At 39.2% G+C, this 14,158-nt stretch carries 14 protein-coding genes; 9 read left to right on the top strand and 5 right to left on the bottom strand.

The window, feature by feature from the left end:
- Positions 1-12: 12 nt before the first annotated feature.
- On the top strand, positions 13-2,631 hold the full coding sequence (locus AC07U8_RS08440) for a Lon protease family protein (RefSeq protein ID WP_494737686.1): 2,619 nt from the start codon (positions 13-15) through the stop codon (positions 2,629-2,631).
- A gap of 258 nt (positions 2,632-2,889) precedes the next feature.
- Here the strand turns inward: AC07U8_RS08440 and grxD are convergent, their stop codons facing one another.
- The gene (gene grxD / locus AC07U8_RS08435) at positions 2,890-3,231 is read right to left on the bottom strand and encodes a Grx4 family monothiol glutaredoxin (protein WP_004820720.1); all 342 of its coding nucleotides are present in this window, start codon (positions 3,229-3,231) and stop codon (positions 2,890-2,892) included.
- 165 nt (positions 3,232-3,396) lie between these two features.
- Here grxD and AC07U8_RS08430 point away from each other — a divergent pair, with 165 nt between their 5' ends.
- Positions 3,397-4,608 carry an aspartate aminotransferase family protein gene (locus AC07U8_RS08430; protein WP_270384756.1) on the top strand — a complete coding sequence of 404 codons (1,212 nt, stop codon included), beginning with the start codon at positions 3,397-3,399 and terminating at the stop codon, positions 4,606-4,608.
- A gap of 131 nt (positions 4,609-4,739) precedes the next feature.
- Here AC07U8_RS08430 and AC07U8_RS08425 read toward each other — a convergent pair whose 3' ends face one another.
- From AC07U8_RS08425 to surE, 3 genes are all read right to left on the bottom strand, one after another.
- The gene (locus AC07U8_RS08425; RefSeq protein ID WP_004721269.1) at positions 4,740-5,672 is read right to left on the bottom strand and encodes a LysR family transcriptional regulator; all 933 of its coding nucleotides are present in this window, start codon (positions 5,670-5,672) and stop codon (positions 4,740-4,742) included.
- A gap of 95 nt (positions 5,673-5,767) precedes the next feature.
- Complete coding sequence (locus AC07U8_RS08420; RefSeq protein WP_004820715.1) at positions 5,768-6,604, bottom strand: peptidoglycan DD-metalloendopeptidase family protein; 837 nt, start codon at positions 6,602-6,604, stop codon at positions 5,768-5,770.
- A 106-nt stretch (positions 6,605-6,710) separates the two neighbouring features.
- Positions 6,711-7,496 carry a 5'/3'-nucleotidase SurE gene (gene surE / locus AC07U8_RS08415; protein ID WP_270384753.1) on the bottom strand — a complete coding sequence of 262 codons (786 nt, stop codon included), beginning with the start codon at positions 7,494-7,496 and terminating at the stop codon, positions 6,711-6,713.
- A gap of 116 nt (positions 7,497-7,612) precedes the next feature.
- Between surE and AC07U8_RS08410 the strand changes: the two genes are divergently transcribed.
- The 4 genes from AC07U8_RS08410 to AC07U8_RS08395 all read left to right on the top strand — a co-directional run bounded on the left by AC07U8_RS08410 (position 7,613) and on the right by AC07U8_RS08395 (position 10,503).
- Positions 7,613-7,978, top strand: a complete 366-nt coding sequence (locus AC07U8_RS08410) for an MCR_0457 family protein (RefSeq protein ID WP_034613664.1) — start codon at positions 7,613-7,615, stop codon at positions 7,976-7,978.
- 183 nt (positions 7,979-8,161) lie between these two features.
- Complete coding sequence (locus AC07U8_RS08405; protein WP_004721274.1) at positions 8,162-8,536, top strand: MCR_0457 family protein; 375 nt, start codon at positions 8,162-8,164, stop codon at positions 8,534-8,536.
- A 141-nt stretch (positions 8,537-8,677) separates the two neighbouring features.
- Positions 8,678-9,826, top strand: a complete 1,149-nt coding sequence (gene dacC, locus AC07U8_RS08400; protein WP_004820709.1) for a D-alanyl-D-alanine carboxypeptidase PBP5/6 — start codon at positions 8,678-8,680, stop codon at positions 9,824-9,826.
- A 134-nt stretch (positions 9,827-9,960) separates the two neighbouring features.
- Entirely contained in the window at positions 9,961-10,503 is a 543-nt protein-coding gene (locus AC07U8_RS08395; protein WP_034613668.1) for a gamma carbonic anhydrase family protein, read from the top strand.
- A gap of 127 nt (positions 10,504-10,630) precedes the next feature.
- On the opposite strand, the gene AC07U8_RS08390 is transcribed toward AC07U8_RS08395, so the two are convergent.
- Positions 10,631-11,113 carry a hypothetical protein gene (locus AC07U8_RS08390; RefSeq protein ID WP_004820707.1) on the bottom strand — a complete coding sequence of 161 codons (483 nt, stop codon included), beginning with the start codon at positions 11,111-11,113 and terminating at the stop codon, positions 10,631-10,633.
- Positions 11,114-11,720: 607 nt separating this feature from the next.
- Between AC07U8_RS08390 and AC07U8_RS08385 the strand changes: the two genes are divergently transcribed.
- From AC07U8_RS08385 to hflD, 3 genes are read left to right on the top strand one after another with little or no spacing between them, the layout of a single operon-like run.
- Positions 11,721-12,206, top strand: coding sequence for an NUDIX hydrolase (locus AC07U8_RS08385; protein WP_004820704.1), 486 nt, complete (start codon positions 11,721-11,723; stop codon positions 12,204-12,206).
- Positions 12,207-12,210: 4 nt separating this feature from the next.
- A complete protein-coding gene (gene mnmA, locus AC07U8_RS08380; RefSeq protein WP_034613669.1) occupies positions 12,211-13,347 on the top strand; it encodes a tRNA 2-thiouridine(34) synthase MnmA in 1,137 nt (378 codons plus the stop codon).
- A 30-nt stretch (positions 13,348-13,377) separates the two neighbouring features.
- A complete protein-coding gene (gene hflD / locus AC07U8_RS08375) occupies positions 13,378-14,109 on the top strand; it encodes a high frequency lysogenization protein HflD (protein WP_004820699.1) in 732 nt (243 codons plus the stop codon).
- The last annotated feature ends 49 nt before the right edge of the window (positions 14,110-14,158 follow it).

The raw sequence follows: 14,158 nt of genomic DNA, 5'->3' as shown, positions 1-14,158 counted from the left end.
TGGATTTCACCTGTGACCCAAAGACACGATCAATTAAGCTCTACCACTGTTTCAATTACGACGACTGCAACCCCAATACAAAAAACTGAAACGATTTTTCCATCTGCTTTTGATCAAACGGAAATTCAAAACACGTTGACACAAACCGCACTAAAATCAGAACAACTGACGCATATCCCGAATCTAAGCAAGATTCCTACCTCAACCAAGCGAATCAAGCCCTTAAATAATTTCTTAGGGCAAGATCGCGCCAGAGCCTCTGTAGAAGCAGGGATTGTTTTACCTTATTCAGGCTACAACATTTTTGCTGTGGGGACGGCAGGTCTTGGCAAAAGAACCATGATCAAGCGTTTGTTACAGCAGCATGCCAAAACCATGCAAACGCCTGATGATTGGGTCTATGTTTATAATTTTAAAAATGCGCGACAACCGATTGCACTGCGTTTTCAAGCGGGTCAAGGCAGTAAGTTTCAAGCTTTAATCCACCAAGCATGGCAAACCATTCTCAAGCAACTTGAACGTCGCTTTAGTGCCGAAACCTATCACAATCGTATTGAACGTATTCGTCAAATCACGGGAAATGAGCAACAACTCGCTTTAGTTGAACTGACCAAAGAAGGCGAAGACCTCGACCTAAAACTGATTAATCGTAACGATGAACATATTTTTGTGCCGATCCATGTCAAAGATGACAAAGTATTGGAAATGTCACAGGAAGATATTAATGCGCTCGACAGTAAACAACGCGCAGAAATTAATTCCAATATGCGTTATATGGATAAAAAGCTTGAACGGCTTGGCCTTCAGTTAGGTGATTTGGAAGATGATGCACGTGATCAAGTTTCTGAACTGAATCGTGATATCGCCAAACAAGTGGTGATTCCTCGTATAGATTTGATTTTAAGTAAATTTAAAACCGTACACGGACTCGATCAATACTTAAAACATTTTGCAGCAGATATCATTGAAAATGTTGAAACGATTTTAGATCAAGAAGGTGAAGAATTCTCTCCTGCTTTATTTAATCGGGTTCCTTCACGTTACCAAGCCAATGTCGTGGTCAGCAATAAGCCAAACTCTGGTGCCCCAGTTATTTTTGAAGACTTCCCAACACACTATAATTTACTGGGACATGTTGAACAGCTGACGCAAAACGGCACCATCACCACCGACTTTACTCTGATTCGCCCAGGCTCATTGCATCAAGCCAATGGTGGTTTTTTAATTTTAGAAGCAGAACAGCTGTTAGAACAGCCTTATGCATGGCAAGGGCTAAAACGTGCATTAAAATCAGGGCAATTAAAGCTGTCTTCTCTTGAGCACATGCTGACTTTAACTGGCAGTATTTCAATTGAGCCTGCATCTGTGCCACTCAACTTAAAAGTGGTTTTATTGGCAGAACCTGAAATTTATTATGAAATTTTAGAACTAGAGCCAGAATTAGGCAGTGTTTTTAAAATTCGTGCTGATTTTACCGATACCCTGCAACGTAATGATGATAATGAACAAGCTTATATGCAACTGATTGCAGACTATGTTCAACAAGACAAATTACTGCCTTTTGATCGCTCAGCATTGGCGGCATTACTAACAGATTCAAGTCGCCAAGCTGAAGACCAGAGTTCATTGTCTTTACATGCTTTGACCCTAGGTGACTTGATCCGTGAATCTCATCATCACGCTGCACAGTCAGATGAAAAGTTAGTCACCTCTCATCATATCAACACTGCCCTAAAACATCGTCAATATCGCTTAGGCTATTTAAGAGAGCTTTATTGGCAAGACTTGTCACGTGGTACACAACTGATTGAGACACGCGGCCATCGTTTAGGTCAAATCAATGCTTTATCCGTGATCCACTATGCCGATGTTGAATTTGGTTTACCGTCACGCTTAACCGCTTCGGTATATCAAGGTGGCGGTGACATTTTAGATATTGAGCGCAGTGTAGAACTTGGTGGTTCATTACATGCCAAAGGTGTCTTGTTGATGTCGAGTTTCTTAAAAGCTCATTTTGGTCGTGAACAGATTTTGCATTTCTCTGCTGCCCTCGCCTTTGAACAAAGTTATGGTCAAGTAGATGGTGACAGTGCCACGGTTGCAGAACTATCTGCATTGATTTCCGCAATCTGCCAATTACCTATTGATCAATCGTGGGCGATCACAGGTTCGATGAACCAATTGGGTCAAGTTCAACCTATTGGTGGGGTCAATGCAAAAATTGAAGGATTCTTTGATGCTTGCAAACTCCAAGGATTAACAGGCAAACAAGGGGTGATTATCCCTCGTCAGAATATGCAGCATTTAATGCTTCGCCATGATGTGATTGAGGCTGTCAATGAGGGTCAATTCCATATACATGCAATAGACACCATTGACCAAGCTTTAGAAATCTTAATGGCTCGACCTGTTGGGGCATTAGATAAAAAAGGTCGTTATACCAAAGGTTCAATCTATGCAGCAGTGATGGCACAGCTTGAATATTGGCAAGCCTTGGAAGATGGTGTTGAAATAGAGCACAAGCCAAAGAAAAAGAAAAAAAAGAACAAAGGGAAAAAACCGAAAAAGGCAGAAGCTGAATCAACAAGCATCATTACTGACGAAAACCAAGCTGAAGTTGCAGCAAAGTAAAATAAGCGCAAGTCAGCTTAAATTGCTTCTTGGTTAGACCTTAAATAGACAAAGCTTTGAATATTCAAAGCTTTGTCTTATGTATTTGGGTGGTTTACTAAATATCAAAACCCAATATGCAAAAAACAAACATTGAAACAGCGCATCAGTCATGACGTAATCTCGTCTAGGCTGCAGATCAGCATAGCCAAGCGAAAACAAAATAATCTTAGCCAATAAAAAAGCACCTTCCGGTGCTTTTTCTACATCATCAACTTATTAAGCATCTGGTGCTGGGCTATATTGTTCAATCAATGGCTTTAATTCACCATTTTGGAACATTTCTAGCATAATGTCGCTACCGCCAATCAATTCGCCATTAATCCACAATTGCGGGAATGTAGGCCAATTTGCAATTTGTGGCAAAGTTGCACGAATATCCGGATTTTCCAAGATATTTACATAAGCAAATGGACGACCAATTTGGCTAAGTGCTTCAACTGCACGTGCAGAGAAACCACATTGTGGAAATTGCGGTGTACCTTTCATATAAAGAAGTACTGCATGTTTAGCTATTTGATCGCGAATTAACGCTTCTGTATCACGCGCTTGTTCAGTCATTGATTAAATCCTCAACTCATCTGCCTGCATTATACCTAAATCCACAATAAAGAATATGTCTAGACGATTATTTCCAATTTTATTTATATTAAAGCTTTAAATCTTGTGCATATTTTGGTTAGATAATCCTTTACCCTTTCCACTCCTAACAGATAAGAGTTAGTTATGAATAACATCACCCTCGCTCCGGTACAAACTGATCAACCTTCACACTTGATGCCTGTATTCAGTCGTCAACCGATCAGCTTTGTCCGAGGACGAGGTTCTTATCTTTATACTGAAAATGGTACTGAGTATTTAGATGCATTGACGGGTATTGCTGTGTGTGGCTTAGGACATGCTCATCCTGTTCTGGCTGAGGCTATAGCAGAACAAGCGGCTACATTAATCCATACCAGCAATATTTACGAAGTCGCTTGGCAAACTGCAGCAGCGCAAAAGCTGGCTGAAGTTTCGGGTATGGAAGAAATCTTTTTCTCAAACAGTGGTGCAGAATCAAATGAAGGTGCAATTAAAATTGCACGTAAATTTGGTCATTTACAGGGTGTTTCCAATCCCAAAATCATTGTTGCGGATCAATCATTCCATGGTCGTACCCTTGCAACGCTTTCAGCTACCGGCAATAAAAAGGTTCAAGAAGGCTTTGCACCACTGGTTGAAGGCTTTATTCGTGTGCCTTTTGGCGATGTAGAAGCCATTGAAGAAGCCGCTATTCAGCATCCTGACATTGTGGCAATTTTGGTTGAACCTATCCAAGGTGAAGGTGGTGTCAATACCGCACCTCAAGGCTTTAGCTACCTTGAAGATATTCGTCGTATTTGCAACCAACATAATTGGTTAATGATGCTAGATGAAGTTCAAACAGGTAATGGCCGTACCGGTAAATACTTTGCTTATCAACACACCAATATTATTCCAGATGTTTTAACCACAGCAAAAGGCCTCGGAAATGGTTTTCCAATTGGTGCTGTGATGACACAAGGTCGTGGTGTTGGAGTACTTGCTGCGGGAAATCATGGCTCTACTTATAGTGGCACGCATTTAGGCTCTCGTGTTGTCTACACAGTGATTGACTTGATCCAAAAAGAAAACATCGTTGCAAATGCTGCTGAAATTGGAGCATATCTGGTCGATCAGTTCCGTGCTCAACTTGCGGAGCAAAATGTGATTGTGCGCGGTTTCGGCATGATGATTGGTATCGAATTACCTAAAGACTGTGCCGAATTAGTAAACATTGCACGTGATAAGCATCATTTAATTATTAACGTTACTTCAGGTAATGTGGTGCGTTTACTGCCGGCTTTGAATATGAATCATGAGCAAGCAGATGATCTATTAAAACGCTTAGTACCTGCAATTAAAGAGTTCCTTGCCTAATTGTGAATAAATGCTTTAAGAGATTAACCCGTTAATCTCTTTTGGTTTTGTCATGAATGCTTATCAAATTGCAGATATAGAAAAGCCGCTTTAAAGCGGCTTTTTTATTAGAACTTATTAGAATTAGAACTTTATGAAGCTTCTTGGAAAATTCTACCACCAGGCAACTGGCTAAAATATTGTTTCAAAGCATCCAAACAACGATGAATTTTCATCGGCTGCTGTTCACGCTTTAAGGTCACAGCACTTAAAGTGAAAGTTGGTAATTTCCACTCTGGAAGCACTTCAACCAATGTTCCGTTCATTAATTCTTTTTGCACATCTAAATAAAGGATTCGCGCAATACCATGCCCATGTTGGCACAATGATTTTGCAACAAATACGTTATTTGTCTGAAGGCGATGCTTCATTTCTAAATTAACAACTTCACCTGTTGCACCATGCTGAAATGAAAAATGTTGAGAATTTTTCATGATATTTATCGGAATCAAATCATGATTCTGTAAATCTTCAGGACGTGAAATAGGCGCTGTTTGATTTAAATAACTTGGCGATGCAACTAAGATCTGATCGACTCGTGCAAGTGGCATACAGCTCAAGTTATTCGCATCTTCAATTTTTGAAGACATGCGAATAGCAATATCTATACGCTCTTGAATCAAGTCGATATATTGGTTATCTGCTTCAAAATGAACCATCAAACCTCTATGTGCAGACATCCAATGCGATAAAGCAGGAACAACATGTGTTGCCCCTATTTCCGGGGTTGTCGCAATACGCAAATCCCCAACTAAATCATCGCGCAACTCATTAATGCGGATTTTTCCACGCTCTGCGGCAGCGAGCATTTCTTGACAACTGTGGAAAAAAGCTTGACCAGCCTCAGTTAAACTCAGCTTTCGCGTAGAACGATGTAGAAGTGTCACTTCCATTTCATGTTCTAGAGATCTAATTTGCTGACTAACCGCACTAGTCGTAATGCCAAGGTCACGCGCGGCACCACTAAAAGAGCTTTTTTCAACAACACAAGCAAATACACCCATTGCCCGAAGTTGATCTAACATAAATTTCCCTCTGAAATTATGAGCTGTTTCACACTTTTTTGTTCAAAACAACTCATTGTATTATACGAAGAAAATTACACTTTGCATTAAAATATTTAATTTATTGGTAAAATATTTGCTGGGTTTATCGGTTTTCCATCTAAACGTACCTGAAACTCCAACATGGTACTGCTAGCACCTGAAGATCCCATCTCTGCAATCTTCTGTCCTGCTGTCACAGTTTGACCACTTTTCACCAACATTTTGCTGTTATGAGCATATGCAGTAATGTAACCATCGATATGTTTTACTAAGACAAGATTACCATATTCTTTTAATCCATCTGCAGCATAAACCACCTGTCCATCCGCTGCGGCAAAAATTGGATCACCTTGATTCCCTCCAAAACGTATTCCTTTAATATTATTCGCAATATTATAATTTGCAATAACAGATCCATTTGATGGTTTTACCCATCTCAATTGGGTTGATTGTACTGTCGTCGTCGTTTGTACAGGCGGCGGCGTTACTGGCTGAGCCGTCGTTGTGCCAGTTGGCGATGTCGGCTGCTGTGTTGGTAACTTAATCGTTTGGCGTTGAATTTGCGGTTCATTGCTCGTCAACGGTTTCGTTGTAGATCGAGTGACATTGCCCCCACCTTTTTTCAAACGTAATGACTGGCCTACATAAATTCGATAAGGCGCAGCAATATCATTCATTTCAGCAACACTGAGATAACTCAAACCATAACGCATAGAGATTGCACTTAAGGTATCACCAGAACGAACTGTGTAATAGTCAGGCGCAACAGCATAACGTGTAGGGTTATTAATTTGAGGCTTCGATGCACACCCAGTCACCACTATGGTAGAGGTGATTGCTATTGTGGACAAAATGATTTTCATCCATCGCTTAGGCATTTGAATTGGAAGTGTTGATCGAGCCAAAAGCATTGATTTCCCTCTCTACAATCTTAAAATTTAAAAATATTTGCTTAAGATTAGCAAAATACACACGCATTTCACTGTTTAACAGTGCTTTTTCACAAAGTTATAACACTCATACATCAAAATGACTATGTGAGAGTTGTGATTGTAGTGTTTCAAGAATTGTGTAATTGGTTGCATCCATCTGAATTGGGGTAATACTGACGCAACCATTGGCAATGGCAAAAAAGTCAGATTGCAGGTTTTGTGCGTTTTTTTGCGGATCTGTCACCGCTTCACCCGCTAAACCAATCCAATAGACTTGACGACCACGCGGGTCAACCTGACTGGTCATCGGCTTTGATTGTATACGACGCCCCTGATATGTAATTTGAGCCCCTAAAATTTCTGCGACATCGGGGATATTGATATTTAAGATATGTCGTGGAGGCAGCTCGGGTAGGCCTTTGGCAATAAAGCTGTAAACCCAATTTGCGGCTTGCGCATAATCTTCAGGGTTGTCATAGGAACGTACATTACTGCCTGCCAATGAAACTGCGATTGCAGGCTGTTTCATCAAACGTCCTTCAAATGCCGCCCCTACGGTTCCAGAATAAAGGACATCGTCACCTAAATTCGCCCCACTATTGATTCCACTGACAACTAAATCAAACTCAAAATCAAATAAACCATTCATGGACAAATAAACACAATCAGCAGGTGTCCCATTGACTGCCCACATATCTGGTGCAACTTGAATCGGTCGAAGTGGACGATCTAGGGTTAATGCACTTGAATAACCACTGCGCTCACTTTCTGGCGCAACAATAACAACTCGACCTAGAGGTCGTAATGCTTTTGCTAAAGCTTGAATACCTGGTGCAAAAACACCATCATCATTGGCAATTAAAATATTCACTAAAAGGTTCTCTGACTAAAAATTATTAAATGACTACTGAGTAATTTAATTCAAATTTATTGAACAATTATATATAGTTACTTACTCAATTTTAAATCTAATTTGTGACTATAAAGATGATTACACGTTCTCTTACTCATACTATTTCTATCGCACTCATCACACTTTGTGCACAATCTGCATTTTCAGAAACATTAACTTCACAAGAATCTGATCGAATTGCGAAAGAAGATATTGCCGCAACACAGGTGCTTGCCGAAGTTTGCCCAGCGTTAATTGGAAACAACCCTGCATTTCAAACTAAAATTGCAAGTTTAACCCAAACCTTATTAAAGGATTTGTCCAAACCTACAACATTGACTCAGCTTCAACAAGATCCAGAATACCAAACTGTACTCAAAGAAGCACAAATCAGTGCCAAAGAAGTTGATCAAGCTGAACACAAAGCAGTATGTGCAGATGTACTTGAACTTCCACACTAAAATAAGATAAAAAACCTCCCCCCCAATGCGATGTTAAAAAATCCTTTTTTGACATCTTTTGCATTGTTCAGTGTGCGAAAATTTCAAATAAATCTACAACATCGATACACTTTCTCTATATTTTTCACAGTTTTTACGTTTAATCTATGCAGATTCTTAAATTAAAAATTGATTAGGTTATTTATGCGTATGACGTTAAAAATGCTTACATTAAGCCTTGTTTCAGCAAGTGGTTTATTTATGACCCATGCTTTTGCCGCATCTGACAAAATCGAAGTCACCCAGCAACAAGTATCTAAAGAAGAATTGGCTGCAATTTATGTATTGTCGGATATCTGCCCGAGTCTAATCAAAACAGATGCTGCATTTAATAAAGGTTTTGATCACTTGCTTAAAGACTATATGCCAAATGACAAAGATCCTAAAGCAACCTTAAAATCACTTGCCAAGCAAAAAGATTTCCAAAGAGCATTAAAAGAAGCAAAAAGTGATGCTAAAAAAGCGGGTGATACTGAAAACACAGCAATTTGTAATGACATTAGTAACTATCAGTCATAACGATTTCTGCAATTTATCCAACAAATATTGAATTAGTTACAATAAGTAAGAAATAAGCCGACTTTCCTTATAGAAGTCGGCTTTGCTTTGCCCTAAAATGCTAGCCTGTTTGTGCTCATATAACGATTGGAACGACCTAGAATGACTCGAAAAAGCGCCATTGCTGCATTATTACTTTTACCTTCATTTTCTTATGCAGCAACCGTCTTAACCACTCCGCCAGAATTAAATAATAAATCGTATGTCTTAATGGACTATGAGACAGGTCAAATTCTTGCATCGAAGAATGAAAATGAAAAATTAGCACCTGCTTCGATGACGAAAATGATGACGAGTTACATCATTGAGCAAAAACTTCTTAAAGGCGAACTGACCGAAAGTGAAAAAGTTCGCATGAATGAGTCTGCATGGTGTCGTGGTAGCAGTACTGAATCTTGTATGTATGTGCCGTTAAATGGTACTGCAACAGTTTTAGAAATGTTACGAGGCATTATTATCCAGTCGGGTAATGATGCATCTAAAGCAATGGCTGAACATATTTCAGGTAATGAGGGTTCATTTGCCTATGCAATGAACCAAGAAGCCAAACGTGTAGGTATGGTCAATACACACTTTATCAATGCAACGGGTATGCCTGCTGAGGGTCATTACTCAACTGCAAAAGATATGGCGGTACTTGCTAAACATATCATTCATGACAGTTCAAAATATTATCCTATTTATTCTGAAAAAGAATTTACCTTCAACGGGATTAAACAAGGTAACCGTAATGCCTTACTGTATACCGACCCAAGTGTTGATGGCTTAAAAACAGGTCATACCGATGAAGCAGGTTATTGCTTAACCACATCTTCAAAACGCGGCCCAATGCGTTTGATTTCTGTGATTTTTGGTGCACCATCGATGAATGAACGTGCCAGCCAAACACGCTCATTGTTAGCTTGGGGTTATTCAAACTTTGAAACAGTCAGTGTTCAACCTGCAAATCAAGTGCTTGCTAAAGCAAAAGTTTATTTTGGTAAAGAAAATGATGTACAAATTGGTTTAGCTGAAAACTTCAATGTGACCATGCCTAAAGGTCAAGCCAATGCCATCAAAACACAAGTCACTGTTCAGCCCAACTTAAATGCACCATTAAAACAAGGTCAAGTTGTTGGTAAATTAACAGCAACTTTAGATGGTAAAGTGATTGCTGAAAAACCATTAGTGGCGTTAAAAGCTGTAGAAGAAGCAGGCTTCTTCTCTCGCTTGATCGACCATATCAAAATGTTCTTTAGCAACTTGTTCTAAGTTATTCGCTTAAACCTAATATTGAATTTATTAGACTAAAGCACAGGCATCCTGATCACAGATTTGGATGCCTTTTTAATTTATACTCGGTAAAAATACACTGGTTAAATTTTGCTTTTGACATGGAAGCCAACATGAAAAAAAATATTCGCTCGTATTTAGGTCATCACCCTAAAATTGATTCAACCTGTTATATCGATGATCTCTCGGTTGTAATCGGTGAAGTAACTTTGGCGGAGAATGTATCGGTTTGGCCTTTTGCGGTGATTCGTGCGGATGTCAATCACATTAAAATTGGCCGTTATTCTAATGTACAAGACCATTGCATGTTACATGTCAGTCATAAAAATGATGCAAAACCCAATGGCTCACCTTTAGTGATTGGAGAAGATGTGACCATTGGACATCATGTCACCTTACATGGTTGTACCATTGGCAACCGGGTTTTAGTGGGAATTAATACAATTGTTCTAGATGATGTGGTGATTGAAGATGATGTCATGATTGGTGCAGGCTCACTGGTTCCACCGCGTAAGCGCTTAGAAAGTGGTTATCTCTATGTGGGAAGCCCAGTGCAAAAGGTTCGCCCTTTAACTGACAAAGAAAAGGAATTTTTGCCTTATTCAGCAAGACACTATGTCAAAGTAGCAAATCATTATTTAGAAGCGAACGATTAACCATAGGATTAAAGCAAATACCTAGGCATGCTTAAAAGCGTACTTGTTATTTAAATACATGTTGCTCAAGTAAATCTAATTCCACTGAACTACAGTGGAATTAGGCATTACATTTTGGATCAAACCGCTATTCAGAGACCTTGTAGTATTTGGTTAATTCTTCAAATACTGGTGCTTTGACATTGTCTTTTAAAATATAGCGGGTAATCACACCTTGATCTGTATGTATTTCCATAAAGATATTTTGCGAGCCTTTGAAGTCCCCCATTAGGTTGACTGGAATAAGCACACTGTTACGAGAACGATTTGCTTTAAATGCAAAATCAATTTCAGTTGGACCAATCACATTAAATGAGTGACTTTTTGCACCATCACTAAATACAACTTTTTCAATATTATATTTGGTATAGGCGCTATTTAAGCTAAGTTTTACCTTTAAAAAGTCTTTATGTGTCTCATTCCACACCACAGTGACGATTGGACAAAGTTCACTTGGCTGGCAAATTAATAATCCCTGTGTACCTACATTTGAAGTGGCGTCATTAGGATTTGAAGCACACCCAGTGATCAGTAATACACCTAAAGGTATACATAATAATTTCTTTATCATACTTTTTAAATCCTATTGTATGCCCAAGAATTGGAATGGCTAAGCGATCTTAAAACAAGAACTGGCTTTACCTGTATAAAACGTTGCTTGATCAAGCCCCAATTCAAGCTTTTTTGATTTGACTATCTTTTATAGCCAATGTCTTTTAATTCTATCCAAAAAACATTCGACGATACAGTAGATTCAAACAAATAAAGTCTTTTATGTTTGAGTGGTGTACACCCGTAAATAGCGAATGTATTTAATTCTGTGTTGGGTATTAAGCCCAATAATCATACAAACATATCGCATATTACACTTAACACATCTGCACATGAATATTATAGTCGTATATTGAGCTGGATCGATAGAGCCAAATACATCAGTTTATATAGTAATTTTTATGTGAAACATTCTGACCTACAACAAGCTAATATAAAATAATAGATTAATCAGTTAAAGCGCTGAGGTTTCAGCTCCAAATGCAAGATAAGCAAACTTGCCCAGAAGTATTTTGAGCATATTGTCGATACATCTCCGCTTAGGATGATCAAAGAAAATCCGCATGAACATAGCCACCACGTGCTAAATTTTGTAGAATAACGCTTTATCTCCCTTGGTGCTGGTCATGACCGCTTGGACACCTCACGTTACTGTTGCAACAGTTGTAGAAAAAGATGGAAAATTTCTTTTTGTCGAAGAATATACCGAAGGTGTAAGCCATACTGTGTTCAATCAACCCGCTGGCCATGTTGAATGTGGTGAAACTATTATTCAAGCTGCATTACGTGAAACCATGGAAGAGACAGGATATGCAGTAGAAATCAATTCATTACTGGGGATCTATACCTATACCCCACCCATGTTTCCAGACCGCACTTATTTTAGATTTTGCTTTTTAGCACATGTGACTGAATACTTTCCAGACGCACAACTGGATACAGATATCATTGGTCCACAATGGATGACACTTGAAGAACTGCTTGAATCTGCTCGCGCCAGAAGTCCTTTGGTCATTAAAGCTGTACAAGATGCACTTTCTGGGCAAAAATACCCACTTTCGCTCATCTATGAGCACCAAAACTCTCCTTTAATTTCAAATTTGGATGCCTAATCCTATGCAACAACGTGTCATCGTCGGTATGTCGGGTGGTGTAGATTCATCTGTTTCTGCTGCACTTTTACTTCAACAAGGATATCAAGTTGAAGGGCTTTTCATGAAAAACTGGGAAGAAGATGATGGCACGGAATATTGTACCGCAATGGATGACCTTGCTGACGCACAAGCGGTGTGTGACAAAATTGGGATCAAACTCCATACTGCAAATTTTGCAATGGAATATTGGGATCGCGTTTTTGAACATTTCTTAGCAGAATATGCCGCTGGTCGTACACCAAACCCAGATATTCTGTGTAATAAAGAAATTAAATTCCGTGCATTCTTAGATCATGCTGTCAATTTAGGCGCTGATTTTATTGCAACTGGACATTATTGTCGTCGTGGCGAAACAACCACCAATTCAAAAGGTGATCAATATGCGCCTTTATTACGTGGTGTAGACAATAACAAAGATCAAACTTATTTTCTTCACGCGGTTCATGGTCGTGAAATCAATAAGACCTTGTTCCCTGTTGGTGAGATTGAAAAACCTCAAGTACGTAAAATTGCGGAAGAACTGGGTTTAGCCACTGCCAAGAAAAAAGATTCCACTGGGATTTGCTTTATTGGTGAACGCCGTTTTAATGACTTCTTAAAACAATATTTACCTGCTCAACCTGGGAAAATTGTCTTAGATACAGGAAAAGAGGTTGGTGATCATCACGGCTTAATGTACTATACGCTCGGTCAGCGTGGTGGTATTGGTTTAGGTGGACTCAAAGGCGCAGAAGAAGGTGCTTGGTTTGTTCTACATAAAGACATTGAAGGTAATCGTCTTGTGGTTGGACAAGGTCATGAACATCCACTGATGCAGAGTACCATTTTATGGTCTGAAACAATTGACTGGGTTGCGGGTGAACAAGCAATTCCAGACACAGGTTTCCGATGCACGGCAAAAACTCGTTACCGTCAGCCTGATCAAGCATGTACAATTTATAAAGATGCAAACACGCCAAATGGTGTTCGTGTCGAATTTGATGAAGCACAGCGTGCCGTAACACCGGGACAAAGTGTTGTTTTCTATGTCGATGAAGTCTGTTTAGGTGGGGGTGTGATTCATCATACCAATGCACCAAAACCAGATTTTATTGAGTAATGATTAAAAATTATTTAAAGGAATTTAGGCATGGTTGAGTTGCCCTTTCAACAGCCTCAAACTTTGAATCAACGCCAAAACCGAGCTTTGGCGTTAGCAGCTGTGTTTCAAGCAACACAGCTGACGCATATGACTGCGATGTCAGGACGTCAAAGTATTGGTGAAAGTGGTAATTTCTATTTTGAACAGCTCATCAAAGCCAGCCTCAATATCCGTGCCACTGCCAATTCATCAGGTCAAACTTTAGACTTCTTCAATCAATTGGCAGACATTTCCTTAGGTTTAAAAACTTTAGAAAGTAGCATTACACAACCTTTCTCAGCATCACCGAAATCTAGAATTCCTAAAATTGCCAATGCAAAACTGCCAATGACTTATGCCATGTCATTATTGGCCTTGGAAAAAAAAGTTTATAGCAATCCAAAGTTTGTTGAAATTATTGAACAATCTCAACAAAAAATATTAAAACAGCTGTCTTTTTTTGATAATAACTATTTACATCCAAGTATCATTGCCAACTTAGCACAAACCTATGTCGACACTGCTGGTCAAATTAACCCTCGAATTCTAGTCCGTGGTAATGCAGAAGCCTTTAAAGACTCTGCACATACCAATCGTATCCGTGCCAGCTTATTCACAGGCTTACAAATGGCTCACCTATGGCGTCAATTAGGTGGAAGCTCATGGAATATGATCTTTAGCAAACGCAAACTTCTTCAAGATATTCAAGATCTTGCTCGATTACAATATCAGGTTGTTTAATTTGATACTGTTCGAGTTACGCCATTCGCTCTAATTCCAAAATTTAAGG

This window comes from Acinetobacter sp. GW821-FHT01E09 (genome assembly GCF_059422385.1).
Note: the sequence above shows the minus strand (reverse complement) of the source record. Positions and strands in the feature narration are given on the sequence as shown.